Here is a 26,925-nt window from a genome sequence, read left to right as displayed (position 1 = left end):
CCATGACGCTCCGGACCGTCTTCGTCACCGGCGCCACCGGGCTGCTGGGCAACAACCTGGTCCGTGAACTGGTCGCGCGCGGCGTGGCCGTGCGCGCCCTGGCGCGATCCGCCGACAAGGCACGCCGGCAGTTCTCGGACGTGCCGCAGGTGGAAGTCGTCGCCGGCGACATGAGCGACGTCGCCGCGTTCGCTCCCGCACTCGCGGGCTGCGACACGGTTTTCCACGTGGCGGCCTACTTCCGTGAGAACTACACCGGCGGCAGTCATTGGGACGCCCTGAAGCGCATCAACGTGGATGGAACCGCCGCGCTGATCGCCGCCGCCTACGCCGCCGGGGTGCGCCGCTTCGTGCAGACCTCTTCCATCGCGGTGCTCACCGGCCCGCCGGGCACGGTGATCGACGAGACCTGTGACCGCGATCCCGCGGATGCCGACGATTACTACCGCAGCAAGATCCTCGCCGATCGCGAAGTCCGGTCTTTCGTCCGCTCGCACCCGGACATGCATGCGTGCTTCGTCCTGCCCGGCTGGATGTGGGGCCCCGGCGATATCGGCCCGACTTCGTCCGGGCAACTGGTCAATGATGTGGCGAAGGGCAAGCTCCCGGGCCTGGTGCCGGGCAGTTTCTCGGTGGTGGATGCCCGCGACGTCGCCTTGGCGCAGATCGCCGCGGCCGAACGGGGTCGCTCCGGAGAACGCTATCTCGCGGCGGGACGCCACATGGTCATGAAGGACATTATCCCGATGCTGGGCAGGGTGGGCGGTTTCAAGGTGCCGACAAGGCAGCTTCCGCTGCCGTTGCTGTATACGCTGGCGGCCGCGCAGGAAATCTACGCGCGCCTGACCGGCAAGCCGGTGCTGCTGGGATTGGCGACGGTGCGCCTGATGGTGCGGGAGGCCGATCGCACCCGCTTCAATCCGGCCAAGAGCGAGCGCGAACTCGGCCTGCGTTTCCGGCCGGCCGAACAGACCGTGGCCGACACGGTGGACTGGTATCGCCGGAACGGCTGGTTCTAGCGGAGAGACCCGGCAGCGGCGCGGACGCAGCGCCGAAAGGCCCGTCCGCCGCCCGCTATCGCGATGATGACTCGGCGGTTTCGGTGGCCGCCAGCACCTCGTCGGTGTGTTGATCGAACACCGGCGCGGCGAACGGCGCCGGTCCCGGCGTGCGGCCGAACGCGATCGGCCGGGTCACGCCGCGATAGCGGCCCACGGCCGGGTGCTCGATGCTGGCGACGATGTCCTCGGCCAGCACCTGCGGGTGGTCGAACATGTCCTCGATCCGGCGCGCGGCCGCGCACGGCACCTCGTCGCCGAACAGCGCTTCCCATTCCATCGCGGTGTGGGCGGCCAGCGCCTCGTGCAGCAGCGGCACGATCTCGTTCGCGTGCTCGGCGCGCTTGCGCACGCTGTCGTAGCGCTCGTTCCCGGCCAGCGCGTCCAGGCCGGTCTTCCCGCACAGCGCTTTCCAGAAGCGTGGCGTATTGGCCGAAATGTAGATGTATCCCTCGCGCGCCGGATGGATGCCGGTGACGCCGCCGGAGCGCATGTCGCGGCCGATGTCCAGCGATTCGCCTTCGGCCCAGATCATCCGCGCCGACTGCATGGTCAGCGCGCTGCGCAGCAGCGACACACCGACGAACTGGCCGCGGCCGCTGCGCTCGCGCTCGTACAGCGCCGAGGACACGCCCGCGGCCAGCAGCGCGGCGGCGTAATAGTCCACCACCGAGCCGTAGGTGATTTCCGGCGCGCCACCGCGCTTGCCCTGCAAGGTGCACATGCCGGTCATCGTCTGCAGGACCTGGTCGTAGCCAGCCTTGTCCTTCATCGGGCCATGTTCGCCGTAACCGGTCACCGCGCAGTAGATCAGGCGCGGGTTGATCAGCGTCAGCCGATCGAAATCGATGCCCAGCCGCTTCGGCACCGAAGGGCGGAAGTTGTGCACCAGCACGTCGGCCTCGCGCACCAGCCGCAGCAGCGCGGCCAGGCCGTCGGCGGTCTTGAGATCCAGGACGATGCCGATCTTGCTGCGGTTCACGCCCATGAACGCGCGGCTTTCGGCCGCGAGCGTGGAAGGGTACTTGCGCAGGTTGTCGCCGTCCGGCGGCTCGATCTTGATCACCTGCGCGCCCTGGTCGGCCAGCAGGGTGCAACCGTAGGGCCCGGCGATGTAGGCGCTCAGATCCAGCACCTTGACGCCGCTGAGCGGTCCGGTGGGGCCCTCGCGCCGCACCAGGCCGAAGGGAGACGGGTTATCCATGCGTGAATTTTCCATCGGGTGCCGCGAACCGTGCCGGGGCCAGTCTCCCGCATGCCCCGGAGACGAAACAGCGGGGCCGCGTACTTTCAGCGGCGACAAATTCTTGCTTGCCCGGCGCGTGCATGCGAGATCCCTTCTCCCGGCTCAGGCATCCGCTTCCGGATCCGCGCGCCAGCGATCCGGCGCCAGCGACAGCCAGCCCAGGCGCCAGGCGCCATCCTCGCGGCCGCCGGCGCGGTAGTAGGGACCGAAGCGCAGCGGCGCGCGGCAGGACAGGCGCATTTCCACTTCCACGCCGGGCCCTCCATCGGCGGCCGGCGACTCGTGCAGCCACTCCGCGGGCGCCGCGTCCGGCAGGCGAATCGCCTCTTCATGCTTGAAGCCGTCGATGAGGCCGGTCGCGTACGCCAGCGGGCCGCGGGTCAGGCCCACGTAGTCGTAGCGCAGCACCTGCTGGCGCACCGGTGAGCCGTCCGGCGCGCGTGATTCCTGCACGTTGCGGCTGCGCCGATGGTGCAGGACCGGCGTCATCGGCAGATCGAGGGAGATCGCATCACCGGATTGCCACTGGCGGGTCAGGTCCAGCCACTCGCCGGGGACGACGGTGGCCGGCACGGATTCGCCATTGACCGCCACCCGGGCGCCGTCGGCCCAGGCGGGAATGCGCAGTCGCAGGGTGCAGGTCGTCGCCTGTTTCAACTCCACTTGCAGGCGCACGTCGCCGGCGAACGGATAGCCGCCGGACTGGACGATGCCGACCTCGCCCTGCGCCAGCGCCAGCCGCGCGTGTCCGGGACCGTAGAAATTGATCTGCAAGGCGCCATCGTCGGCCACGCCGCAGGCCAGCGGCGGCAGTTCCTCCCACGCCATGGCGCCGCTGGACTTGCAGCAGCGCCAGTAGGTGGTGTGCACGCGCGGACCGTTCGGGAACGAGTAGTAGCACCAGTCCTCGCCGTTGGGCGCGGCGGCGCCGAGCAGATCGTTGTAGGCGATGCGCTCGATTTCCTCGGCGTAGCGGGCCTGTCCGGTGACGCGCAGCAGTTCGCGGTTGAGCTGCAGCCAGGCCAGCACCGAGCAGGTTTCGACATAGGCCTGCGGGCTGAACACGCCGGCCGGGTTGAACACTTCGCGCGAGCGGTGGGCCACCCCGCCCCATGGACCGCCGCCCAGGGTCAGGTGGTGGTCGCGGATGTTGCGCCACAGGTGATCGACCGCGTCGCGATAGCGCGGCTTGCCGGTGGCGCGATGGAGCTTGGCCAGCCCGACCAGGTTCCAGGCCAGCTGATAGGCCTTGCCGGTGGCGATTTCCGACGCGTCCGCGCCTTCCAGCGCGCGCCGGATCAGGGCCAGCCGCGGTTCGGCATCGGCCTGTTCGGCGATGCGTTCGGCCAGCTCCAGGTAACGCAGATCACCGGTCGCCAGGTGCAGTTCCACCGCCGGATCCATCAACACCGTGGCCGACATGCCGAAGTGGTTGCCCAGCGTGGTGATGTCGATGCCGCCTTCGCCCAGCGTGCGCCAGCACAGGTCGCCGATGCGCTGCGCGGCGGCCAGGTAGCGGTCGTCGCCCAGCGCGCGCCAGGTTTCGATCAGGCCGAGGATGAGATAGCTGTGGGTCCAGATGTCCCAGGTGCGCCACGCCGGCGCGCCGTCCCAGCTGACCGGCTTGGGCGGTTGCGGACGCATGAAACGGCGCTCGGGCGCGTAGTTGCCCAGATAGCCGTCTTCGGCCTGGCGCGCCAGCAGATAGTCGGCCACTTCGCGCAGGTTCTCGCGCAGGTGGGCATCGCCGCTGCGCGCCACCGCGCGCGCGGCGGCGTACAGCCATTTGCCGGCGTGCTCGCCGTACCAGTCGCCTTCCTGGTTGTCGCGGGTGTGCTCGGGCTTGAAGATCGCGATCGCCGGGCTGTCGGCGCCGGTGATGAAGTGGCTGAGCCGGCCGCGCCGGCTGGCCTCGATGGCCTCGCCGAGCACGCCCTCCAGCACCACCGCGCCGGCGGCGGCGGGCGCGAAGCGATCACCCTGCGGATGATGTCCGTCCATCGCCATGCCCTACTCCGCGTCCACCACGCAGCGGAAACCGAGCATGCCGGAACGATCTTTGCTCGGCGCCATCAGCAGGTACTTGCCATGCTGGTCCAGCCGGTAAGCCTGCGGGAAATACCAGTGCGAGGTCTGCGGCTGGTAGGCGCTGCCGCCGCGCAGGATCGCCGCGCGGGTGTGCTCGTCCGCGTACTCGTCGGTCCACTGCCAGACGTTGCCGATCAGATCCTCCACGCCGAACGGACTGGCGCCCTGCGGATGCGCGCCCACCTCGGCGGGCGGACGCAGGCGGCGTTCGCGGTTCACCGGCGGCACCGCGTCTGCACGCCAGTCGTTGCCCCACGGATAGAGCCGGCCATCGCCGCCCTGCGCGGCGTACTGCCATTCCCATTCGTGCGGCAGGCGTTTGCCGGCCCAGGCGGCGTAGGCGCGCGCGTCCTCCAGCGACACCCAGGTGACCGGCCGGTTCTCCCAGCCCGGGCGCGGCGCGCCGTCCTGCCAGTCGCGCAGGAAGTTGTGCGCATCGCGCGGCGCATAGCCGCTGGCATCCAGGAACTGCCTGAACTGCGCGTTGGTGACCGGATGGCGATCGATGTGGAAGGCCTTCATCGCCATCCGCCGGCGATGATGGCGACGCGCGCTGCCTTCCCACGGATACTGCACGTCCAGGCCTTCCCAGGTCTGGCCCTCGATCTCCACGCCGCCGACCACGAACACGAACTCGCCGGCCGGCACCGTCACCATTCCCTCCGGCGCCTGCGCGCGCACGGCGGTCGGCGCGATCGGCGTGATCCGCTGCGGAATCGCATGCCAGCGATTGGACAGGCTGCGCAGCGGCACCCGCGCCAGGCCCGCCATCAGCGACAGGAACGCCGGCAGGCCATCGGCTTGAACATCCGCGTCCAGCGCCAGCACCGCGCCGAACCCGCGTCCCTCCAGATTCATTTCCAGCACCGCCCGTTCGCCTTCGACCAGCGGTTGCAACTGCACGCCGTGCCAGACATCGAAGTATTGACGGCCCGGCGCGTGCGGCAGCGCCAGTTGCTCGCCCTCGACGTCGTACTCGTTGCGGTTGACCAGCGTCCACAGCGCCTGGCCCTCGCCGGGGAAGCGGCTGGCGAACACGCCGGCCTGCAGGGTCGGGAAGTACGGCGTCCAGTCGCGGCTGACCATCAGCGGCGCGAAGCGGCGCTCGATGGTGGCGATGCGGCGCAGCGATTCGGCGTCGCGTGGGGTGAACTGGTTCCAGATGCCCCAGATGTTCTCCCAGGCGTTGTAGCCGATGCCGTTGAAGAAGATGTACTGGAGATCGTGGTTGCGGTCGCGGCCCCAGCGGTTCTCGTAGTTGATCATGTGGCGAGGTTCCAGCCACTTGAACTTGGCGACCGGCGGAATGACTTCGTTGGGCGCTTTCTTGCCCCAGCTCTGCACGTTCCAGATCAGGTGCTCCTCGGCGCTGATCGTGGATTCCGGCTGCACCACCACCGGCCGGCCCAGCGCGTCGCAGGCATCGAAGAACGCGCGCGGCACGCCGTTGTAGGTGTCGCCGTTGATGCCGTCGGCGCCGACTTCCTTCACCAGCCGCGCGATCGCCTGCCAGTCGGCCTCGCCCTGCGCGCGGGTGCCGTTGTCCCAGGGCATGGTCGGCAGGAACACCTTGACGCCACGGCGATGGAAATCGTCCACCGCGCCCTTCAGCCCCGCCAGCCCGCCGGGCAGGTCCGCGGCCATGTCGAACTGGTTGCGGTCGTCGATGCCGATGTTGGGGTAGACGTACCAGAGCAGCACGCTGTCCAGGCCGCCGAAGCGCTGCTCCAGATCATCCAGGTAGCGGTCCACGGTGTAGTGGCCGCCCACGGGATCGTAGAAGTAGCGATCCTCCACCATCATCTGCGCGTGCACGAAATTGCGCTGCGCCCATTGCAGTTCGGGCCGCCGGTAGTTGGCGTCGTCGTAGCCGATGCGGGTCAGGTGCTCGCGGCGCCAGTCGCGCAGTTCGGCGATCCAGTCGGCCGAGGTGGCGTTGACGTCGATCTTCCAGTGGCCGATCTCGGCGAACGGCCAGCCCGGCGCCTTGCCGGGCGTCGGCAGGTAGCGCTGGGTGGTGACGTGCGAGAACTTGTACTCGGTCTTCGGCACGTGCCGCGGCGTGTCGTCGTCGTGGGCGGAAAGGAACGGATCCGGAGCGGCAGTCATGGCGTACTTCTTTCGGTAGGGGGATTCAGATCAATCCGCAGTGCGCGGCCAGGGCCTGGCGCGCCTGCGGCGGGTCGGCCGGCGCGTCGCGCAGGAAGGCTTCGACCGCCTCGCGTGCGGGAATGGACGCCTGCGCGCCCAGGCGCATGCAGGCCAGGGCCGAAGCCGCGCAGGCGTAGCGTAATCCATCGGCCAGGCGGTCGCCGTGGGCCAGGCGCGCGGCCAGCGCGCCGCAGAAGGTGTCGCCGGCGGCGGTGGTGTCGACGGCCACGACCGGGAATGCCGGCTGCACGATGATCCCGCCGTCGCCTCGCGCGATGCAGCCGCGCGCGCCCAGAGTGACCACCACGCAGGGAACGGCGAGGCGGTCGAGGCGATCGGCGATGCCGCCCTCGGCACCGGCCAGGGTTTCCAGTTCGCCTTCGTTGACGATCAGCACGTCGACCGCGCGCAGCAGCGCGTCGGGCAACGGGCGCGCCGGCGCGGCGTTGAGTACCACGGTGACCCCGGCGAAGCGCGCGGTCGCGGCATAGGCGCTGACCGTTTCGACCGGCGTTTCCAGTTGCAGCAGCAGGTGCGAGACCGCCGCCAGCGGCGGCAGATCGCTGGCGCGCAACGCGAGGTTGGCGCCCGGCGCGACGGTGATCGCGTTCTCGGCGTCGTCGGACACGCAGATGAAGGCGGTCCCGGTCGGCGACTGCCGCGAGCGCACGATCACCGGTTCCACCCCGGCGTCGCGCAGTGACTGTTCGATGGGCGCGGCGTACGGGTCATCGCCCAGCGCCAGCAGCATCCGCGTGGACGCGCCGCCGGCCCGCGCCGCCGCCACCGCCTGGTTGGCGCCCTTCCCGCCCGGAAAGGTCACGAACTCGCGTCCCAGCACGGTTTCGCCGGGCGCCGGCACGTGCGCGGCGCGGACGACGAAATCGAGGTTCGCCGAACCGGCGACGAGGATGGACGATCTGCGCGGGGACATCATGGCAACGCCTGGTACACGAGATTGAAGAAAGGCACCGAAAGCCGGGGCAACGCCGGTGCGTCGCCCTCCGGCAGGTACTGCGCCATCAGGATCGCCACCAGATGCTCACTGCGATCGACGGTGAAATAGGTGGAGGCGGCGCCGGACCAGCCGAACTGGCCGACACTGCCCAAGCGACCGCGCCTGGCCACGTCGGTGACGACGTAGCCGCCCAGGCCGAAGCCCTCGCCCGGTCCCGGGCCGGCCAGCGGCGGCTGCATCGCGCCCAGCTGGTCGGTCATCATCAGCGCGACGGTCTTGCGCGAGAGCAGCCGGACGCCGTCCAGTTCGCCGCCGTTCGCCAGCATCTGGGCGAAGCGGAAATAGTCCGACGCGGTGGAGTACAACCCACCCGCCCCGTTGTCGTACGCGCTGATGCGCTCCCCCGGCACGCGCGCGCTTTCGGTATCGGCGAGCGCCCATTGTCCGGCGGTGGTACGCACGCCCAGATCGACCACGCGCGCCCGTTGCGCGACCGGCACCTCGAAGCCGGTATCGCGCAGCGCCAGCGGCGTGAAGATCCGTTTCTCGAGGAAGGCATGAAACGGCATGCCCGCGATCACCTCGACCACCCGCGCGAGCACCTGGGTGTTGGTGCCGTCGTAATGGAAATGGGTGCCGGGCGATTCGGCGAGCGGAACGGACGCCACCCGGCGCACATAGCCGGCAAGATCCTTCGCCTTTTCCGGCGCCGCCTCGGCGAGCCGGCGGGCGGCTTCGGGATGCTCGCCGGCGTCGGTGGCGAAACCCGCGGTGTGGGTGAGCAACTGGCGCACGGTGGGCACCGCGCGCGCGCCGGCCGGGGCGAATTCCGGCAGGTACCGGGAGATCGGATCGTCCAGCGACAGGCGACCTTCCTCGACCAGCATCAGCGCGGCCACCGAGGTGATCGGCTTGGTCATCGAATAGATCCGGAAGATGGCGTCCGGCGCCATCGGCCGTCGCCGTGCGATGTCCTCATGGCCGTAGGCCCGCAGGTCCACCACCCGTCCATCGACGGCGATCAGCGACACCGCGCCGGGATAGCCGTCGCGGCCGGTGGCCTGCTCCAGATAGGCGTGCAGACGCTCCAGCCGCGCCCGCATGCCGGCTTGCGCCGGCGCGACATCCTGCGCCGACGCCGGACCGGCGAGGCATGCCAGCAACAGTGCCAGCCGGCACAGCCCACCGGCGCGTCCGGAAACCGGAACGCGCCGATGCTCAGCTTGCCGCGATCTGCATGACTTCACGCGTGCATCGATCAGAACGTGTACTCATAGGTGAACGAATACATCCGGCCGCGGCCGGCCCAGTAATTGCGGAAGCCCGGCACCTGGGACCAGCTGAGGATGTACTGCTTGTTGAACAGATTCTCCACGCCCAGCGAGAAGCGACCGACGTTCTCGATCCGGTAGTTCACGCCCAGATCGTAGAGCGTGTAGCCCTTGGTGTGTTCCTCGTAGGAGAACCGCGCGCCGTCGAACGCGCGCGTGTCGCGCCCGCTCAGATCCCGCGACAGCAGGGTGGTCGAACCCAGGGTCACGTCGCCGTTGGGCAGGAACCGCCAGCGCACGCTCAGCGCGATCTTGTCCGGGTTGACGTCCAGCGCGCCCATCGGCTTGTTGAGGGCGCCGGCGCCGAACCGGCCCGCCGGATCCTCGGTCCAGAACGCGGTCTTGCCGCGGATGCGCGAATACAGCGCGGTCACCTTCCAGTCGTCGTTGATGTTCCAGTCGCCGGACGCTTCGAATCCCTTGATGCGGGTCGGCGCGCGGAACAGCACGTAGTCGTTGGTGGCCGGATCGATTGCGAACGAGGTGCCGTAATCCGAGCGCGAGTCGTAGTACGAGGCGCTGAACGTGGTCGAATCGCCACGCCAGTTGACGCCCAGCTCGCGGTTGTCCACCACCACCGCCTTCAGCTCGCGGAAGGTGGAATCGACGGTGGCCGGCGGATCACCGGGGCAGCCGTCGGGCTTGGTGTCGTTGGGATCGTTCGGGCAGGAGATGTTGCGCAGCGGGATGCCGACATTGGGAAGGCCGAAGCCCTCGCCGTAGGCGGCGAACACCGACCACTGGTCGGTGATCCGCCAGATCGCGCCCAGGTTCATCAGGTTCTCGGTGTACTCCAGCTTGCCACCCTGGACGAACCGGCGGTCACGGTACCAGGTGGTGGTGTAGTCGTTGACCTTCAGCTCGCCGTCCTCGCGGCGGATGCCGGCGCTGAGGGTGAAGTCGCCGATGTCATAGCTCAACTGCGCGTACGGGGCGATGCTGGTGTATTCCATCGGCGGCACCCACACGCGATTGGTCAACGCCAGGCGCTGATCCGCCTTGTCGCGGACCCAGTCGATGCCGGTGCGCAGTTCCAGGCCATCCACGCCGAACAGCGAAGAGCGCGTCCACGAGGGGCGCAGGCCGACCTTTTCGGAATTGATTTCGGACTGATCCCAGATGGTGCCGTCCGGTCCGTTCGGCGGAATCAGCGGATCCTGGCGGTCGCTGCCATTCTCGGGGGGATAGCGCATCGCCTGATCCGCCCAGTAGGCATTGATGCCCAGCGTGCCGCCGAAGAAATCGGCGTCGGTGTACTGCACGTTGAATTGCCTGAAATCGTTGAACTCGGCCTTGCTGCCGAAGATGTGGCCGCGCTCGGACGTATTGGGACGCGGGTTCGGACAGTACACCGGATCGAAGCGGCAACCGTCGATCTGGATGTAGTTGCCATTGCCCTCGATCTTGAAATGGCTGTAGCTCGCCTGCAGGCGCTTCTCGCCGTTCTCGCCGAAGTTGACGCCGCCCTTGAGGAAGATGTTGTCGGCGACCGAGTCATTGACCGAGCCGCTGGTGTTCATGCCCAGGCGGACGCCGTCGGCGTCGTATCCCATGCCGCGTTCGATGCGGGCCAGTCCCACGACCATGTCGTAGTTGTCCTGCTTGCGCATGAAGTTGAAGCCGACCTTCCAGCCGGCGCTGTCGTCCTTGAACTGGGTCGAATAGCGGGTCAGCAGGCGGAACTCGTTGCCTTCCTTGCGCGGCACCGCGGAGATGTAGTTGATGATGCCGCCGGCCGCGCCGATGCCTTCGGAAGCGGAGGGACCGTTGATCACCTCCACGCGATCGACGATGCCCATGTCGGTGAACGTCGCATTGCGGCTGCCGTCGCGCAGCGGCGACCCCTGCGGGACGCCGTCGAACAGGCGCAGCGCCACGCGACCGCGCAGGGTCTCGCCGCTGTTGCTCATCGCCTGCGAGGCTTCCGCGTAACCGGGCACGGTGCGCGCCAGCACGGCGGTCGCGTCTTCGGTGAGCAGCAGGGTGTGGGCGACTTCCTCCTTCGATACCACGGTCACCGCGCCCGGAATCTTGTCCACCGCCTTCGGCGTGCGGACGCCGGTGACGATGACCTGATCGAGATTGGTGGCTTCCACCTCGCTCTTGGACGCGTCGTCCGGCAGCGGGGCGTTCTGTTGGGCCTTGACGCTGGCGCTGACGGCGGCGGCCAGCAGGAATACGCCGAATGCGGCGGGCACGTGCTTCATGGTTGTTCTTCTCTGAGATGGTGGCTGCAAGAACCGCGGCGCAGTCGGCTGCGCGGCTCCCCGATGGCGTTCTTGTGTTTTCGCATCCGCGGGCGGCAGGAAAGGCGCCCGCGCTGCCAGGCGTTCCTCCCAGACGCCGGCGACAGCCTCGACAATGTCGACAGAGCCTAGGTGCACGCCGTCACGGAAAGAATCCTCCGCGCCTATGTTCAGAGCCTAGTTTTTGTTGGGTGATCCGCGTCGCGGTATCGATGCGGTGCAGCATCGTCCGTGTTCAGGACAGCCGGGAAACCGCCTGGCTTTCCTGCAGCAGCACGGTCACCAGGCGGATGCGCACGGTCGAACGCGACCAGACCATGCCGATGCGGCGCGGCACGCACTCGTTCGGCAACGGAATCCGGACCAGATCCAGTCCTTCCGGCCAGGGCCGGGCCCAGTTCGGCACCAGCGAGACGCCCAGTCCCCGATCCACCATCACCGCGATGGCGTTCAGCGCGTTGAGCTCGAAACGCTCGTGCGGGACGATGCCGGCGGTCCGCAGGTACTCGTCGGCCTGGCGGCCGCCCCACTGGTTGCGGTCGTAACGGATCAGTGGCTGGGTGGCGAGCAGTTCGTGCGGATCCCGGCCGGCCATCGCCGCCGGCGCCAGCACCACCAGCGGCTCCTCGCGCAGCAGTTGCCACTGGCAGGTCTTGGGCAGCGAGAACGGCGCCTGCAGCACGATCGCCGCGTCCAGTTCGCCCGACTCCACCGCGCGGTACAGATCGGCCGAGTAGCCCGGCTTGATGAACACGTTGATCTGCGGAAAGGTTTCCACCATCCGCGCCAGGATGTCCGGCAGCATGCCGGCCAGCGCGGTCGGGCAGGCGCCCAGGCGCAGCTCGCCGGAGACCGCGCTGTCGTTGGCGACGCTGCGCATGTCGGCGACGTCGCGCAGCAGATCGCGGGCGCGCTGGAGAATCCGCGAACCTTCCTCGGTGACGCTGACGGTCCGGCCCACCCGCGCGATCAGCGAGGCGCCGAGTTCGCGTTCCAGCGTGCGGATCTGCTGCGCCACCGCCGCCGGGGTGATGTTCAGCTCTCGCGCGGCCGCCGCCATCGAGCCCCGATCGACCACGGTGACGAAGGTGTTCAGGAACTGGGTATCCACGATTCTCCCCCTGGCAAGCGCTCAGCAGGCTACCGCAGCCCCGCCGCTTTCGCGACAGGACCAACGGCAGGGGCGAACGGCACGCTCAGTCGGCATCGCGGTAGATGGTCAGGCCCTTGAGCGAACGCCGCGGCGCGGGGAACAGCAGGCTGGCCAGATAGCCGATGACGATGCACAGCAGGATCGAGATGGCCAGGTAGAAGTACGGATGGACCAGATCCGTCGACCATGCCAGGAAGGTCAGCACGATGCTCGAACCGATGCCGATCGCCACGCCCGGCGAGTTGGCCCGGCGGGTGAACATGCCCAGCGTGTACGCGCCGGCAAAGCCGCCGCCTAGCAGGCCGGCCAGTTCGATGGAGATATCGAATAGGGAATGGATGTCGTAGCGCGACAGCAGCAGGGCCAGGCCGATGCCGACCAGGCCGACCATCACCGTGGTCACCTCGGCGAACAGCACGCTCTTCTTCTGGTCGGCCTTCTTTGACAGCTTCTCGTAGAAGTCGACCGAGATCAGCGTGGCGACGCTGTTCATGATGCTCGACAGGGTCGCCATCGCGGCGGCGAAGATGCCGGCGATGATCAGCCCGGTCACCCCCGGCGGCAACTCGGCGGCGATGAACAGCGGGAAGGTGGCGTCGATGGGCAGCAGCGGATTCAGGCGCTCGGGATTGTTCTTGTAGTAGACGAACAACGCCGTGCCGATGCCGTAGAAGATGAAGCCGCCCGGGATCATGATCGCCGCGAACGCCCAGATCGAACGCCCGGCCTCCTTGTCCGACTTGGTCGACAGGGTGCGCTGCATCAGCACCTGGTCCTTCGGGAAGGTCAGCACCACGTCGAAGATCACCAGGAAGATGAAGCCCCACACCGTCGCCTTGGTCAGGTCGAAGCTGAAGTCGAGCGTGTGCATCTTCTGCTCGGCCATCGCGGTGCTGAAGAACTCCGGCGCCCCGCCCTTCAGGTGCCAGATGATGAAGCCAATGGCGAACATCGCGCCGCCCATCTTGACGAACACCTGGACGAAATCGGTCCAGATCACCGCCTTCATGCCGCCCATCGCGGTGTAGATGATGGTGAACACGCCCATCAGGATCACGCTCCACACCACGCTGATGCCGGTGATGGTGGCGATCGCCAGCGCGGGCAGGAACAGGATCACGCTCATCCGCGCGCCGACCTGCATGGCGATGCACAGCGCGCTGGCGAGCATGCGGATGGCCGGGTGGAAGCGGGTTTCCAGGTACGAGAACACCGACATCAGATCCAGACGACGCAGCAGCGGCACGATCCACACCGCCACGAACATCAGGCCCAACACCGCGATCAGGTTGTTGGTCATGTACTGCCAGTTGGTCTCGAACGCCTTGGCCGGGATGGCGATGAAGCTGATCGAGCTGGTGTTGGTGGCGTACAGGCTCACCCCCGCCGCCCAGAACGGAATGCTGCGACCACCGACGAAGAAGTCCGAGGTCGAGTTGCGCTTTTCCTTCAGGTAGAAATACATGCCGATGCCGATCATCGACGCCAGGTAGACGATGATCACCAGCCAGTCCATCCACTTCAGCAGATGCTTGCCGGAGGTCAGCTGCGCGGATTGCAGGGCCTGGTTCCCCTGGCCGTCCCGCGCGGTCCAGACCAGGCCGTTGCGCCAGCCGGTGGCCAGCAGCACGTTGTCGCCGACTTCCGTCGGCAGCGTCGCCCAGGCGCTGGTGATGGTGTGATAGGTCATCAGGCGGGTGCCGCTGGCATTGCGCACCAGCATCAGCAGGTGGGCCTGGCCCAGCGCGCGCGCGCTGCCCGGCAGATGCAGGCCGGGCACCGGCGGCTTGGCTTCCCAGCCACGGTCGGCCGACCATCGCCACAGCGGCTGGGACGTGTCGCCGGTGCCTACCAGATAGAGCGCATTGGTCTGGGCCAGCAGTTCGCCAACCGGGGCGCCCTGCGGCCATGCCGGCCCATCGGTCCACGCGGCCGGCCCGGTCAATGGCGTCCGCCACAGGCGCGGCGCGGTGTCGCCGATGCCGGCCACGTACAGGACGTCGCCCAGGATCGCGAAGCGCGCCCCGGTCAGCGCCTGCGGAAGCGCGGGAAATGGCTGGCGCGCCAGGGTGTTCTCGCCGGTCAGCCTGAGCTGCTCGATCCGCGCCGATGCCGAGGCCCCGGCCACCAGCACGAACAACCGACGCCCATCACCGCCGGCGTCCAGCACGCGTGGCGGCGTGCCGCCCTGCCAGGACAATGCCTGCCATTGGCGGCCGTCGGCGGACAGGATCCAGGCCCGCTCGCCACCCAGCGCGATCGGACGGTCGTCGATCGAGCGCAGCATCTGCACGGATGCGCCCGCGGGCAGCGCCGGCAGCGCGCCGCGTTCGACCGAGGCCAGGCTTTCGGCGCGCAGCCCCGGAATGCCGGCGCACAACAGCAGCAGCAGGCAGAACAGGGACCGCAGGAAGCCGGACGCCCCCTGGGATGCGGGCAGGACGGCGGTTCGGCTCATCGTGTTTCCATGCTTTCGATTGTCAATAGGGCGGCCACCTGCGGCATGCCCGCCCGGATGCGCCGCGGACGGCGTTCCCCATCGCTCCCCCGCGGACCTCATGCGTCCGCCGCCGCGACGATGGCCTGTGCGCGATGCAGGTAGGGAAGATCAATCATCCGCCCTTCCAGCAGGAAGGCGCCACGACCTTCGGCGGCCGCATCGGCGGCGGCGGCGATGATCCGGCGCGCGCGCGCGACTTCGTCCGCGGAAGGCTGGAACACCGCGTTGGCCAAGGCGATCTGGCGTGGATGGATGCAGCTCTTGCCCAGATAGCCCAGGCGGCGGGCGATGCCGGCTTCGATGCGGAAACCGGCTTCATCCTCGATGTCTGGATAGGCGCTGTCGTAGGCGAACACGCCGGCTTCGGCGGCAGCCATCCGCAGGGTGTACAACGCGGCATGCAGGTTGGCGGGATCGCGGCGATCGATGGCCAGGCCCTCGAACAGATCCCCCAGCCCCATCTGCAGTCCGGCCACGCGCGGATGCGCGCGGCCGATGTCGGCGGCGTTGCGCAGGCCCATCGGCGTCTCGATGTTGATCAGCAGTTCCGGCGCCTGCTCGGTCGCCAGCAGCGACGCCATCGCGACCACCGCCGCGGTCACGTCGCGTGCGTGATCGACCTTGGGCAGGTTCAGCAGATCCACCCGGCGCCCGGCCAGGGCGACCAGATCGGCTTCGAACTCCGCCGACGACGGCGCATTGGTGCGGACGATGATCAGCTTGCCGGCCGGCAGATCCGGGCTGCCGAGGAACGCGGCCAGGTTGGCGCGCGCCTCCGCCTTGCGCGCCGGCGGCACGGCGTCCTCCAGGTCGAAGGAAATCGCGTCGGCACCGCTCGCCATCGCCTTGGCGAACAGTTCCGGACGGTTGCCGGGCACGAACAGCTTGCTACGCATGGACCGCACTCTTCATGGCGAGGCAGTTTCAACGATGCGGACACAAAGAAAAGTCGTGCCCGGCATCTTCAGACCCAACATTTGCTTGCGATACCCGACCGTGCGCCCGCCACGCCTTGCGGCACGGCGATCAATGCGCCACGCCGCGAGGTCGCCCCTGGCCCGTTTCCCCAGCGGTGGATACCGTCGGCGCGCCGAATTGCTGCGATGCAACCCGCATCCGCCGCGATCAGCGACGGACGTCGAACCCCGCCTGCGCCAGGAAGCCTTCCACGTCGGCGATCCCCAGGGTGCTGAAATCACCCGGCAACGAATGCTTGAGGCAACCGGCCGCGAGCCCGAAATGCAGCGCGTCGGCATCCGCGTGTCCGCTCATCACGCCGTGCAACACGCCGGCGGCGAACGCGTCCCCGGTGCCGATGCGATCTACGATGCCCGGAATCTCGTACTCCGGCGTGCCCTGCGGGCGTCCGTCGCGCCGCAGCGTCACCGCCGACAGCGCATGATGATCCACGCTGCGCTGGATCCGCACGGTCGCGGCCATCTGCCGCAGATTCGGGAAGGCGGCGAACGCGGCCTGCGCGCCGGCGGCGAAACGCTCCTGCGCGGTCCCGCCATCGAACGTGCGGCCCAGCACCACCTCGATATCGCGATGGCTGGCGAACATCAGATCGGCTTCGGCCATCAGTCCGCGCAGCAGCGTCGCCGCATCGCCGTCCCAGGCCTGCCACAGCTGCGGACGATAGTTGCCGTCGAAGGACACCTTGACCCCGGCCGCGCGCGCGGCCCGCATCGCCTCCAGCGTTCCGCGCGCGGCTTCCGCGCCCAGCGCCGGGGTCACCCCCGACACATGCAGCCAGTCGGCGCCGGCCAGCAGCGCGGGCCAGTCGTGGCGCCCGCCACCGGCCACGGCGAACGCCGAGCCGGCACGGTCATAGAGCACCTGCGAAGGGCGATGAACCGCGCCGGTGGTCAGGAAATAGAGTCCCATCCGCCCCGGCGACAGTTGCACCGCCGCCGTGTCCACGCCCTGTCGCCGCAGTTCGCCCGCCGCGGCCTGGCCCAGCGGATTGTCGGCGACCACGCCGACCATGCGCGCCGCGTGGCCGAACCGCGCCAGCGACACCGCGACATTGGCTTCCGCGCCACCGACATGGACTTCCAGCGCAGGCGATTGCAGCAGGGTTTCCCGACCGGGCGCGCCCAATCGCAACAGCAGCTCACCGAAACAGACGACCTTCCCCACCCTGGTTCCTTTCCCTGTCATCGCACATGCGGACACGGAGTGTACGGCGGCCCCGCGCTCCGCGCCCGCCCGGCGCGGAAAATCGGGAAGGCGGCGGATGCACGACGACCGGATCGCCGCGCCCCGACCCGGGCTCAAGGCGCGGGACGCTCCCAGCGCCGATAGGTGTCGTCCAATCCCTTGCGCAGGCGCCGGTAGCCCGCGGTGCCGGGACGCACTTCCAGGCGCTCGGCCACCGCGCGCCAGCCGCCGGCATGATCGCGCGACCATTCGCGCACCACCGCGCGGCAGGGTTGCCCGGCCACCTGCGCCAGCGCGCAGGCCATGTAGATGTCGCCGGCGGACCAGTCGGGCTGTTTCATCATCGCTTCGACGTATGCGCGCGGCACGCTGTAGTAACGCGCCATCTCGTCGGCGAACGCGGCCGGATAGCGCGCCGCGTAGTCGTTGACGTCCTTCAGATGCCGATCCACGAAGGCATCGCCACTGCCGGGCCATTCGGCCGGTGGCTGCACCGGCCCGGTGGCATGGCCCGCCGCGCACACCACCAGGCCCAGGGCGAGGCCCAGCCGGGCAAGGAAGACGCGAGGGCGGGAAGGCGCTGGCATGCGGGCATTGTGCCGCAGTGGTCGCCCAAAAGCAGGCGGCCGGCAAATGCCGGCCGCCTTCCATTCCCAACGAACGATCGTCTCATCAATCGTCATCGTGGTGACGACGCCCGTCATGACGGCGCCAGCGGCGATCATCGTCGTCCCAGCGATCGCGGCGATCATGGCGATCACGGCGATCGCGGTCGTAGCGGTCATACCGGTAGTAACGATCGCGATCCACGTAGCGCACGTAGTGCGGGTTGTTGCGGTAGTAGCCGTAGGCGTTGCCGCGCGGCGGGGTGCGGTAGTACTGGCGCGGCACGTAACGGTAGTAGGTCGGACGATGATAGCGATCGCGCACGATCACCACGCGATTGCCGTAGCCGTAGCGATCGCCGTCACCGTAACGGTAGTACGGCTGTCCGCCGTGGTAGATGACATCGGCCACGTCCACGATGACCCGGACCAGGTCGTCGTCCGCGCGGGCCGGCGAAGGGGCCAGCGCCGCCAGTCCCAGGCCGGCGGCCAGGACGGTGGGAGCCAACAGACGCGTGAGTGAGAAGCTTGCCATGACATCCTCCGGTGACCCGTCTCGACGGGTCTGTAGTGAAGGCCCCTGTCCCAGGGACCTGTGCGTGAAAGATGTCGCCTGTCGCGTGAACCCGGATTTAACCCCATGGGGACCGCGCCCACGGCGGTGACGGTGGACACATTCCGTTCAACTCGTGGCGCCCATCCATCCCGGAACGCCCCGGCGGAGCGGGCGCGAAGGAAGCTCGGTTCAGCCGGCGCGGCCTTCGATGTCGGCGAGCGCGGCGGGCAGTTCGACCGCACCGGTGACCGAGACCAGGTTCGGCACGTCCTCGCCCAGGCCATGCTCGGTTTCCAGTGCCCAAGTGACGTGGTAAGGCATGTGGATGCCCCAGCCGCCGAGCTGGATCACCGGTTCGATGTCGGAGCGCAGCGAGTTGCCGATCATCACGAACTGCGCGGGCGCCACTTCCAGTTCCTGCAGTACGCGCGCATAGGTGGGCACGTCCTTCTCGGACACCACCTCGATGCGGTGGAACAGATCCGCCAGCCCCGACTGCGCGATCTTGGCTTCCTGGTGGAACAGATCGCCCTTGGTGATCAGCACGATCTCGTGATCGCGGGCAATGGCCTCCACCGCCTCGCGGATGCCGGGCAGCAGATCCACCGGGTGTTGCAGGGTGGTCCGGCCAATCTCGATCACCCGGTGCAGATCACGCGCGCTGATACGCTCGTCGGTGAGCTGGATGGCGGTCTCCAGCATCGACAGCGTCATGCCCTTCACGCCATAACCGAACACCTTGAGGTTGCGCCGCTCGGTATCCAGCAGGTGCTGCTGCATGCGACGGTCGCCCAGGTCGATGTACCCGGCGAGGATGGCTTCGAAATCCTGCTCGGCCTGCCGGTAATAGTCCTCGCTCTTCCAGAGCGTGTCGTCTCCGTCGAAACCGACCCAGCGGATGCCGCCCATGCCTTACTGCCTCTTGTTCTCGTGGGGGCGCGCAGCATACCAGCCGGCGGATGTGCGCAGGGCGGCCCTCGGGCCGCCCTGTTCCTGTTCCACATCCCGCCAATGGACGACGTGATGATCGGATGCTCCGCCCGTTACTTGGCGGGCGGCGTGGCGCCCGAATCGCCCGGTGGCGTGGTCTGATCGCTGGCCGGCGGCGTGGTGCCGTCGGCCGGCGGCGGTGTCGTCGTCGGGGCATTCGGATCCGTGGTCGGCGGAGCGTTCGGATCGGCCGGCGGCGGCGTGGTGGCCGGTTCCGCCGGAGGCGGCGAGGTTTCGGCCGGAGGCGCGGTGTCGGTCGGCGGCGGCATGGTTTCTTCCTCGGTCTTGCTGCACGCGGTCAGGGCCAGCGCGCCGCCCAGCATCGCCACCAGCAGCCAGGCGGGCCGCGGGCGGTTCTGTGCATTGCCATGGAAAAGGGAGTTCATTCATTTTCTCCTTTGCCGCGCCAATCCGCGGATCGTGCGGCGACGGGTAAAAGGATCAGCGGCCGTTGCCGGCCGGCTTGTAGGCGGCGTACTCGGCCGGCGCAAGCTTGCCGTCGGCATCCTGATCGAGTGTGCCGAAGGCCTGGGTCAACGCGGGATCGACGGCGGCTTCGTCCTTGCCGATGCTGCCATCGCCATTGGCGTCCAGTTCCTCGAAGGGCCGTGGCGCGGGTGCCGCCGCATCGTTCGCGGGTGGTGTGTCGGCCTGCCGCGGCGGTGTTTCCTGGCGCTGTTCCTGCGCGTCGCGTTCCTGCGCCAAGGCGAAGGTCGATGCGGTCGTCGCGGTGATGGCCAGCAGGGCCAGCGACAGCGGGAACCGGCGGAATGCTCGTTTCATGCGCGTCTCCTTTTGCTGCGTGTGCATTTCCCGTTCGCATGTCGCCGGATATCGCCCCAACGGCGATCCCGGCAGGCGGGAAGACGACAACGACTCGCGGGAGGCGGAGGGCGGCCTGGCCGCCCTCCGCGGGCGCCGCGCGACGACGCCCTGCGTCATCGCGATGCGGTCATGCGGTTGACCGCGGTGCGCGTCTTACTTCTGCGGCTCGCTGTAGTTCTTTTCGACGAACGACTTGTACTCGTCGGCGGTCAGCTTGCCATCGGCGTCGGCATCAGCCTTGTCGAAGATCTGGGAAAGGCCGGCGTTGGCCGCGGCCTCTTCCTTGGTGATGTTGCCGTCGCCGTCCTTGTCGATGTCGGCCCAGCCCTGCTGGCTGCCCGACTGGGTCGACTGCTGGGCGGACTGTTCGGCGCCGCCCGCAGCCTGATCCTTGGCCGGTTCGGCCTGCTGGGTCGGCTGCGGCTGCTGCTGGGCCTGCGTGTCCTGCGCGAAAGCCATCGGCATGGCGACGGCGGCACCCAGGGCGATCAGGGCAATCAGCGGCTTGCGGGTGTTGTTCTTGGTCATCGTCGTTTGCTCCGTTATGGAAAGTAGGAAGTGCGTCCTGTAGCGCACGATGCCGACGATGCCTTCGTGCTTCTGAATCAACCCTGCGGGCTGAAATGAATGTGCACGCTGGCTTAACCACACACTATTTTTTTTCGATTACTTCGTTCGTTAGCGATACGTGACGGCTATGTGGAAGCCGTATCGCAGCGTGATGCACGCGTCAGATCAGTGTTCAATCCGCGTGTTTTTTTCTTCCCCGGCAACGACTCCTTCACGCCAGCCTCGGCTGAACCATTGCCAACCTATTGCCACTCCGGTGAGCGCGCCGACGATTTCAAGCACCACCCGCGTGCCCAGCGCGTCGGGATCATGGATCGCCTTCAACGCGATGCGCGCGTACAGCGGCGACTCCAGCTTCACCATGCCGATGTAGAACAGGTTCCAGGTGTCCACGCCGGCGCCGATGACGACCGCGATCACGCAGGCCCACCCCACCGCGTGTCCGATCGACCAGCCCAGCGCGCGGCAGATCGCCTGCCAGCCGGCATAGACCAGCAGGCCGACGACGAAAGCGATCAGGCAGGCTTCCAGGGCACCGAGAAATCCAAAATGCAGCGGCAGGTTCATGGGTCCGTGCGTGCTCCCGTCACGCGGAGGATCCGCGCATGCGGATCGCGATGTGCCGGCCATGGCCGGCGAACGATGGCATAGGATACGTGAGGCGCGCGGACGACGTGGCTCCGGCCAAGGGAGGAAGGATGGAACGCTTGCTATTGGCGGGGAGCACCGGACTGGTCGGCCAGGCGGCGCTGGCGCTCGCATTGGCGGACGGGCGCGTCGGCACCGTCATCGCGCCCACCCGGCGCGCGTTGCGGCCGCATCCGAAGCTGTTGAACCCGATCGTCGATTTCGAACGGCTGGATCCGGATGCGGATCACTGGCGCGCCGATGCGATGATCTGCGCGCTCGGCACGACCCTGCGCGAGGCCGGTTCCCGCGCGGCGTTCCGGCGCGTCGACTTCGATTATCCGCTCGCCCTCGCCCGCCTGCTGCACCGGCACGGCGCGCAGACACTGGCAGTGACATCGGCCGCCGGCGCGCGGCCGGATTCCCGGATCTTCTACAGCCGCACCAAGGGCGAACTCGAACAGGCGCTGGCCGCCTGCGGTTTTGCCTCGCTCACTTTCGTCCGCCCCGCCCTGCTGGGCGGTGATCGCGCGCGCCGGCGCGCCGGCGAACACCTCGCGCTGCGCGTGCTGACCGCGCTCGACCCCATGGTGCCCGCACGCTATCGGGTGGTGCCGGCGACCGCGGTGGCCGCCACGCTGCTGGAAGCGGTCCATGCGGCGACACCCGGCGTGCGGATCATCGAATCCGAGGCGATCCGCCGCTGACGGTCCAATCAGCCGGCGGCGGCGTGCAGACGCCGCATGCGCCACAGCAGCCCGCTGTTGAGCAGCAGGTAGTAGCCGACCAGCGCGCCGGCGAACGCCATCGTCAACGGACTGGCCTGCTGCGCGGTGGCCGCCGCGCCATCGGCGAACGCGCCGTGCGACCAGCGCCAGGCCAGGCGCCCGATCAGCAGCAGGGTCAGGATTCCGCCGAACCACGGGTTGGGCACATAGGTGGGATTTCCTTCGTGCCACTCCACCCGGGTGTGACGGAGCGCGAACGCGCCGAGCACGAGTCCACCCGCCAGGCCGGCGGCGATGCCGACCGCCACCCCGGGCAGGAACACCGCGGCGGTCGTGAGCATGCCCAGCAGCAAGACCATCAGGATCAGGCGAACAACCGTGCGCTTGGGCTGCCAGGGCTGGCGGCCGAAGCTGCGGCGGATACGGCGGTACATGATCCAGCCGATTCCGGCGGTGACGAGATAGGGGGTCAGCGCGGGCAGGGCGACGGCGGGCATGGCGTGCGTTCCGGAGTTTGGATGGCGCACACCTTAGGTCCAGGCATGGCGCCTGGACCAGTGACAGTTGTCATCAGATAAGGGGGCCCCGGCTCAGCGCAGCAACCCGTGCGGCACCTGGCGCAGCGGCTGCATGCCGTCGGTGGCGGCGATCGCCTGGCCGGCCCGATCCAGCAGGGTATCGTCCTCGCCGTCGATCACCACCAGCAGCCGGCCGGCCGCAATTTCGCGCTCGTAGTCGCGCCGCACTTCGCTGGGCACGGTGGAGCCGGCCAGCGCCGCCGACCAGCCGCCGACCGTCGCGCCCACCAGGGTGGTGATGATCACGCCCAGCGCGTGGAAGCCGGCCTGCGGCAGCCACATGCCGATCAGTCCGCCGACCAGGCCGATCACGCCGCCCCCGACGATGCCGCGCCAGGCGGCGGGCATGAAATCGGTCGGCGACGCTTCCTTCTCCGCGTCCGGCACCTGGGTCATTTCGATGTCGGACTGGGCCAGGACCGCGGCGTGGCCGGGACGGATGCCGAGTCGGAGCGCGGCACCCATGGCCTGTTCCGCGGTGCCCAGATCCGGCGCGCTGAAAACTCGTCGTTTCATGGCGGACTCCCGTGGGCGGCTGTCATCCAGCCTCGCCACGACGATAGGCCCGCGAAGGGGATGCCGAAGTGAAGAAACGCCGCGCCCGCGCGCTGCCGGCGGAGATTACTGCGCCGGGCGTTCAGGCGCGCTCTTGCGGCCCAGCGCCCGCAGGTAGAGGTCGTACAGGGCGGTCACCTTGGCCACGTACTCCCGGGTTTCCGCGTACGGCGGCACGCCGCCATAGCGGGTCACCGTGCCGATGCCGGCGTTGTAGGCCGCCGCGACCAGGGTGAGATCGCCCTTGTAGCGGCGCATCAGCAGTTTCAGGTGGCGCGCGCCGGCGTCGATGGACTGGGTGGACGAAAACGGATCGGTCACCCCGTATTCGGTGGCCACTTCCGGCATCAGCTGCATCACGCCCTTGGCGCCCTTCGCGGACACCGCCGCCGCGTCGAAATCGCTTTCGGCATGGGCGATCGCGCGCAACCAGGCATCGTCCACGCCGGTCTTCCTGGCCGCCGTGCTGAAATCCTTGGGATACATGTTCAGGCGGGGCTTGCCGACCTTGCCCAGGCCGGGATGGGCGGGTTCGCCCGGCGGTGTGGCGACGGTGAACTTCAGGTACACCCGCGAGCCGGGCAGGTTGCGGGTGCTATAGACCTGCTGCCCGTCCTGCTCCCGCTCGTAGAGGGTGCCGCTGAAGACCCCCATCCGGCCCCACAGGTTCGGCAACTGGACCGCGTCGTCCTCGATCTGGCGGGCCTCGCAGCGGGAACCCGGTTCCGGCGCGGTGGCCAGGCTGACGGTGCCGTCGCGGACGCAGCGATAGACCGTCCGCGCCTGGGCTTCGGGCAGCCCGAAACCGGCCAGAACAGCCAGCAGGCAGACCAGGGCAAGGGCGGAGGACGGGCGCATGGGAGCGGATTCTAGGGCTGGCAAGCTGAGCGGCAACCCCCTGAAAACGGCCTTTGGGGCCTCCGGCGGACGACCGGCGGGCCCCTTCGCCGGTCCCGGGAGGCCCGCCCGGGAGCCACCGCTGCTGCGCCGCAGCAGGCAAGCGCGTAGAATTGCCGGCCCTGTCATTCCGCACGCTCTGGAGCACACGCATCATGGGTCTGGACCACGTTTCCACCGGCAAGAACCCGCCGGAAGAAATCAACGTCATCATCGAAATCCCGAAGGATTCGGAACCGGTGAAGTACGAAGTGGACAAGGAAAGCGGCGCGATCTTCGTCGATCGCATCCTTTCCACCCCGATGCGCTACCCCTGCAACTACGGCTATGTGCCCAACACCCAGTGCGGCGACGGTGATCCGGCCGACGTGCTGGTGGTGCTGCCGCTGCCGCTGATCCCCGGCTCGGTGATCCGCTGCCGCCCGGTCGGCGTGCTGCGCATGAGCGATGAAGCCGGCAGCGACGAGAAGCTGCTGGCGGTGCCGGTGGAGAAGGTCTTCTCCGGCTACAAGCACATCACCGACATCGATCAGGTCAGCCCGCACTGGCTGGAGCGCATCGGCCACTTCTTCGAGCACTACAAGGATCTGGAGAAGGGCAAGTGGGTGAAGCTCGATGGCTGGGGCAACGCCGCCGATGCCAAGCAGGTGCTGGTCGACGCCATGCAGCGCTACGCCGATCTGAAGAAGTAACCGGCTCCCGCGCCCGAATCAAAAAAAGCCCGCCATTGGCGGGCTTTTTTTTCAGTCGTCCTTGCGCATCCCCATCCGCAAGGTGGTCAGGCCGATCAGGCGCGACACCACCAGCGCGATGTACATGACGCCGGCGAACTGCTCCAGCATCACCAGCGCCCTCGCCTCCGCCTGCACCGGCACGATATCGCTCAGGCCCACGCCCGACAGCACGCTGAAGCTGAGGAACAGCAGTTCCATCCAGGTCCGCGGCTGATCCGGCGCCACCGCGGCGATGAAGCTGCCCGGATACCATTGCTGGCAGACCGAGAAGGCGAACGCGAACGCCCACGCCAGCAGGGTGAAGGTCGCCCCGGCGGCGAACAGTTCGTCGCTGGTGACCTGGTGGTCCTGCAGCATGTAGGCGATCAGGCTGGCGGCGGTATAGAAATACAGCCCGCTTTCCAGCAGGTGCGCGAACACGCCCAGGGCGGCATTGTCGAAGGCCGCCGCCAGCAGCGACAACGCCATCGCCGGCACCGCCAACGCGAGCGCGATCCACAGCCGCGACGGGCTGCGATCGACCACCCACAGGGCCAGCGCCAGCACCACGATGCCGAACACGCCGAACACCGCGCGCCCGCCCGCGGTGTCTTCCATCAGCGGGTACAGCAGCACGCCGAGCAATTGCACCAGCAGCAGCCACGCCGACGGATGCCGGCGCGCGGTGACCAGCCAGCGGAGCCAGGTCATGCCCATTTCAGCCCTTGAAGTGGTAGACCAGTGCGTAATAGATGACGTAGATCCATGACAGCAGGCCATGGATCACCGCCCACAGCAGCGACTTGTTGGCGCTCCAGGAAATGGTGATCGCCAGCGCCGTGCCGAAACCGATGCCCGCCCGGGCCGCGCTCGCCGCGCCGCTCATTTGCGCGGCGCCACGGGCACAACCGGCGTGCCGCTGCCGGCCCGGTAGGGATAGCGCGCGAAGATGTCGGCGACCGCCTGATCCAGCCGCGCGGCGCGCTCGGCCGGCTTGGCGTTGGCGACGCGGCCGACCGCGATGCCTTCCCAGACCAGCTGGTTGCGCTTGGCGTCGACCAGATCGAAGTTCAGCGTGCCCTCGGTGTACTGGTAGACATTGGTGCGGTCATACCAGTACGGCACCGCGACGTACCGGCGGGCGCGATAGCTGTAGTAATAGTTGTAGTCCACGTCCGGCATGCTGACCACGTCGGTCTTTTCCTGCATGTAGGCGTTGATGTTCAGCCACAGGTCGGGCGACTTCTCGTCGTAGACGTAGCCGCGCGATTCCATCTGCGCGCGGGCCGCCGCCTTGAGCCGGGCGCTGGTGATGGTGGCGTAGCCCTCGCTTTCCACCGCCAGCGGCGAATAGAACGAGAAGCTGCGGTAACCCGCGAAATCGGCGGAAGGGTCGGCTTCGCTGCTGATGCGGGGGCCGGTGGCGCATGCCGCCAGCAGCAGGACCCACCCCAACAGCAGGGCGCGGGTGAGGAATGAAGTGGCTTGGCGCATGTTCGGCATTCTCCTGTCCGGGATCCCAAGCGTCGCGCGGGCGCGGCGGCGGCACAAGCCCCGCCGCCCCGGAAAAGCGGCGAACGGATGCATCCGCCCGCCGCGTGGTTCAGCCCTGGTGGTAGACCTTCGCGCCCTGGGCCAGGAATTCGGCCGATTTCTCCGCCATGCCCGCCTCGATCGCCTGCTGTTCATCCACGCCGTGCTCGGCGGCGTAGTCGCGCACGTCCTGGGTGATCTTCATCGAGCAGAAGTGCGGTCCGCACATCGAACAGAAGTGGGCCAGCTTGTGCGCGTCCTTGGGCAGGGTTTCGTCGTGGAATTCCTTGGCCTTTTCCGGATCCAGGCCCAGGTGGAACTGGTCCTCCCAGCGGAACTCGAAGCGTGCCTTGCTCAGTGCGTTGTCGCGCACCTGCGCGCCCGGATGGCCCTTGGCCAGATCCGCGGCGTGCGCGGCGATCTTGTAGGCCATGATGCCGTCGCGCACGTCCTGGCGGTTGGGCAGGCCCAGGTGTTCCTTCGGCGTCACGTAGCAGAGCATCGCGGTGCCGAACCAGCCGATCATCGCCGCACCGATCGCCGAGGTCAGGTGGTCGTGGCCGGGCGCGGCATCGGTGGTCAGCGGGCCCAGCGTGTAGAACGGCGCGTCGCTGCAGGCCGCCAGCTGGCGCGTCATGTTCTCGCGGATCCTGTGCATCGGCACATGGCCCGGGCCTTCCACCATCACCTGGCAGCCGTGGCTCCAGGCCACCTTCGTCAGTTCGCCGAGGGTGTCGAGTTCGGCGAACTGGGCGGCGTCGTTGGCGTCCGCAAATCTGCCGGGGCGCAGCCCGTCGCCCAACAAGAATGCGACGTCGTAGCGGCGCCGGAGGTCGCAGATCTCGTCGAAGCGT

27 protein-coding genes are annotated in these 26,925 nt (G+C 68.3%); 3 read left to right on the top strand and 24 right to left on the bottom strand.

What is annotated here, in order from left to right:
- Window positions 1-2 precede the first annotated feature (2 nt).
- Window positions 3-1,019 carry an SDR family oxidoreductase gene (locus tag ACTHN1_RS04195; RefSeq protein ID WP_295383012.1) on the top strand — a complete coding sequence of 339 codons (1,017 nt, stop codon included), beginning with the start codon at window positions 3-5 and terminating at the stop codon, window positions 1,017-1,019.
- A 55-nt stretch (window positions 1,020-1,074) separates the two neighbouring features.
- Here ACTHN1_RS04195 and ACTHN1_RS04190 read toward each other — a convergent pair whose 3' ends face one another.
- From ACTHN1_RS04190 to ACTHN1_RS04110, 17 genes are all read right to left on the bottom strand, one after another.
- Window positions 1,075-2,262: a CaiB/BaiF CoA transferase family protein gene (locus tag ACTHN1_RS04190; protein WP_440469705.1), complete on the bottom strand. Its 1,188-nt coding sequence runs from the start codon at window positions 2,260-2,262 to the stop codon at window positions 1,075-1,077.
- A gap of 144 nt (window positions 2,263-2,406) precedes the next feature.
- On the bottom strand, window positions 2,407-4,311 hold the full coding sequence (locus ACTHN1_RS04185; protein ID WP_440469704.1) for a glycoside hydrolase family 127 protein: 1,905 nt from the start codon (window positions 4,309-4,311) through the stop codon (window positions 2,407-2,409).
- A 3-nt stretch (window positions 4,312-4,314) separates the two neighbouring features.
- Complete coding sequence (locus ACTHN1_RS04180; RefSeq protein ID WP_440469703.1) at window positions 4,315-6,501, bottom strand: formylglycine-generating enzyme family protein; 2,187 nt, start codon at window positions 6,499-6,501, stop codon at window positions 4,315-4,317.
- 25 nt (window positions 6,502-6,526) lie between these two features.
- Window positions 6,527-7,477, bottom strand: a complete 951-nt coding sequence (locus tag ACTHN1_RS04175; protein WP_440469702.1) for a ribokinase — start codon at window positions 7,475-7,477, stop codon at window positions 6,527-6,529.
- On the bottom strand, window positions 7,477-8,664 hold the full coding sequence (locus tag ACTHN1_RS04170; RefSeq protein WP_440469701.1) for a serine hydrolase domain-containing protein: 1,188 nt from the start codon (window positions 8,662-8,664) through the stop codon (window positions 7,477-7,479). The genes ACTHN1_RS04175 and ACTHN1_RS04170 overlap by 1 nt, the downstream gene beginning before the upstream one ends.
- Window positions 8,665-8,759: 95 nt before the next feature.
- Window positions 8,760-11,039 (bottom strand): TonB-dependent receptor, encoded by a 2,280-nt coding sequence (locus ACTHN1_RS04165; RefSeq protein ID WP_440469700.1) that lies wholly within the window; start codon window positions 11,037-11,039, stop codon window positions 8,760-8,762.
- Between the two features lie 274 nt (window positions 11,040-11,313).
- Window positions 11,314-12,189 (bottom strand): LysR family transcriptional regulator, encoded by an 876-nt coding sequence (locus ACTHN1_RS04160; RefSeq protein WP_440469699.1) that lies wholly within the window; start codon window positions 12,187-12,189, stop codon window positions 11,314-11,316.
- A gap of 85 nt (window positions 12,190-12,274) precedes the next feature.
- Window positions 12,275-14,689, bottom strand: coding sequence for a sodium:solute symporter family transporter (locus ACTHN1_RS04155; RefSeq protein ID WP_440469698.1), 2,415 nt, complete (start codon window positions 14,687-14,689; stop codon window positions 12,275-12,277).
- A gap of 98 nt (window positions 14,690-14,787) precedes the next feature.
- Window positions 14,788-15,627 (bottom strand): HpcH/HpaI aldolase/citrate lyase family protein, encoded by an 840-nt coding sequence (locus ACTHN1_RS04150; protein ID WP_440469697.1) that lies wholly within the window; start codon window positions 15,625-15,627, stop codon window positions 14,788-14,790.
- Between the two features lie 229 nt (window positions 15,628-15,856).
- The gene (locus ACTHN1_RS04145; RefSeq protein WP_440469696.1) at window positions 15,857-16,894 is read right to left on the bottom strand and encodes a sugar kinase; all 1,038 of its coding nucleotides are present in this window, start codon (window positions 16,892-16,894) and stop codon (window positions 15,857-15,859) included.
- 113 nt (window positions 16,895-17,007) lie between these two features.
- Window positions 17,008-17,481: a hypothetical protein gene (locus ACTHN1_RS04140; RefSeq protein ID WP_440469695.1), complete on the bottom strand. Its 474-nt coding sequence runs from the start codon at window positions 17,479-17,481 to the stop codon at window positions 17,008-17,010.
- Window positions 17,482-17,566: 85 nt separating this feature from the next.
- Complete coding sequence (locus ACTHN1_RS04135; RefSeq protein ID WP_440469694.1) at window positions 17,567-18,034, bottom strand: hypothetical protein; 468 nt, start codon at window positions 18,032-18,034, stop codon at window positions 17,567-17,569.
- A gap of 210 nt (window positions 18,035-18,244) precedes the next feature.
- Window positions 18,245-18,964, bottom strand: coding sequence for an HAD family hydrolase (locus ACTHN1_RS04130; RefSeq protein ID WP_440469693.1), 720 nt, complete (start codon window positions 18,962-18,964; stop codon window positions 18,245-18,247).
- Between the two features lie 134 nt (window positions 18,965-19,098).
- The gene (locus tag ACTHN1_RS04125) at window positions 19,099-19,431 is read right to left on the bottom strand and encodes a hypothetical protein (RefSeq protein WP_440469692.1); all 333 of its coding nucleotides are present in this window, start codon (window positions 19,429-19,431) and stop codon (window positions 19,099-19,101) included.
- A gap of 55 nt (window positions 19,432-19,486) precedes the next feature.
- Window positions 19,487-19,828 carry a hypothetical protein gene (locus ACTHN1_RS04120; RefSeq protein ID WP_440469781.1) on the bottom strand — a complete coding sequence of 114 codons (342 nt, stop codon included), beginning with the start codon at window positions 19,826-19,828 and terminating at the stop codon, window positions 19,487-19,489.
- 195 nt (window positions 19,829-20,023) lie between these two features.
- Entirely contained in the window at window positions 20,024-20,398 is a 375-nt protein-coding gene (locus tag ACTHN1_RS04115) for an EF-hand domain-containing protein (RefSeq protein WP_440469691.1), read from the bottom strand.
- A 207-nt stretch (window positions 20,399-20,605) separates the two neighbouring features.
- Window positions 20,606-21,007, bottom strand: coding sequence for a hypothetical protein (locus ACTHN1_RS04110; protein ID WP_440469690.1), 402 nt, complete (start codon window positions 21,005-21,007; stop codon window positions 20,606-20,608).
- A 131-nt stretch (window positions 21,008-21,138) separates the two neighbouring features.
- Between ACTHN1_RS04110 and ACTHN1_RS04105 the strand changes: the two genes are divergently transcribed.
- Entirely contained in the window at window positions 21,139-21,774 is a 636-nt protein-coding gene (locus ACTHN1_RS04105) for an NAD-dependent dehydratase (protein WP_440469689.1), read from the top strand.
- 8 nt (window positions 21,775-21,782) lie between these two features.
- On the opposite strand, the gene ACTHN1_RS04100 is transcribed toward ACTHN1_RS04105, so the two are convergent.
- The 3 genes from ACTHN1_RS04100 to ACTHN1_RS04090 form a co-directional block, all read right to left on the bottom strand.
- On the bottom strand, window positions 21,783-22,292 hold the full coding sequence (locus ACTHN1_RS04100; protein WP_440469688.1) for a hypothetical protein: 510 nt from the start codon (window positions 22,290-22,292) through the stop codon (window positions 21,783-21,785).
- Window positions 22,293-22,385: 93 nt separating this feature from the next.
- Window positions 22,386-22,889, bottom strand: coding sequence for a hypothetical protein (locus ACTHN1_RS04095; protein ID WP_440469687.1), 504 nt, complete (start codon window positions 22,887-22,889; stop codon window positions 22,386-22,388).
- Window positions 22,890-22,994: 105 nt separating this feature from the next.
- A complete protein-coding gene (locus ACTHN1_RS04090; RefSeq protein WP_440469686.1) occupies window positions 22,995-23,786 on the bottom strand; it encodes a lytic transglycosylase domain-containing protein in 792 nt (263 codons plus the stop codon).
- A 194-nt stretch (window positions 23,787-23,980) separates the two neighbouring features.
- Here ACTHN1_RS04090 and ppa point away from each other — a divergent pair, with 194 nt between their 5' ends.
- On the top strand, window positions 23,981-24,517 hold the full coding sequence (ppa, locus tag ACTHN1_RS04085) for an inorganic diphosphatase (RefSeq protein WP_295377673.1): 537 nt from the start codon (window positions 23,981-23,983) through the stop codon (window positions 24,515-24,517).
- A gap of 51 nt (window positions 24,518-24,568) precedes the next feature.
- Here the strand turns inward: ppa and ACTHN1_RS04080 are convergent, their stop codons facing one another.
- The 4 genes from ACTHN1_RS04080 to ACTHN1_RS04065 form a co-directional block, all read right to left on the bottom strand.
- Window positions 24,569-25,249 (bottom strand): ion channel, encoded by a 681-nt coding sequence (locus tag ACTHN1_RS04080; RefSeq protein ID WP_440469685.1) that lies wholly within the window; start codon window positions 25,247-25,249, stop codon window positions 24,569-24,571.
- 7 nt (window positions 25,250-25,256) lie between these two features.
- Window positions 25,257-25,424, bottom strand: coding sequence for a hypothetical protein (locus ACTHN1_RS04075; protein ID WP_295377669.1), 168 nt, complete (start codon window positions 25,422-25,424; stop codon window positions 25,257-25,259).
- On the bottom strand, window positions 25,421-26,032 hold the full coding sequence (locus ACTHN1_RS04070; RefSeq protein ID WP_440469684.1) for a DUF4136 domain-containing protein: 612 nt from the start codon (window positions 26,030-26,032) through the stop codon (window positions 25,421-25,423). Before ACTHN1_RS04070 ends, ACTHN1_RS04075 begins: the two co-directional genes overlap by 4 nt.
- Window positions 26,033-26,141: 109 nt before the next feature.
- Window positions 26,142-26,925 (bottom strand): phosphomethylpyrimidine synthase ThiC (locus tag ACTHN1_RS04065; RefSeq protein ID WP_440469683.1); only part of this gene is annotated, 784 nt, incomplete at its 5' end.

It is taken from the genome of Pseudoxanthomonas sp. (assembly GCF_051953815.1).
Lineage (GTDB): Bacteria > Pseudomonadota > Gammaproteobacteria > Xanthomonadales > Xanthomonadaceae > Pseudoxanthomonas_A.
The sequence above is the reverse complement of the archived record's forward strand: the minus strand, read 5'-3'. Positions and strand labels throughout refer to the sequence as shown.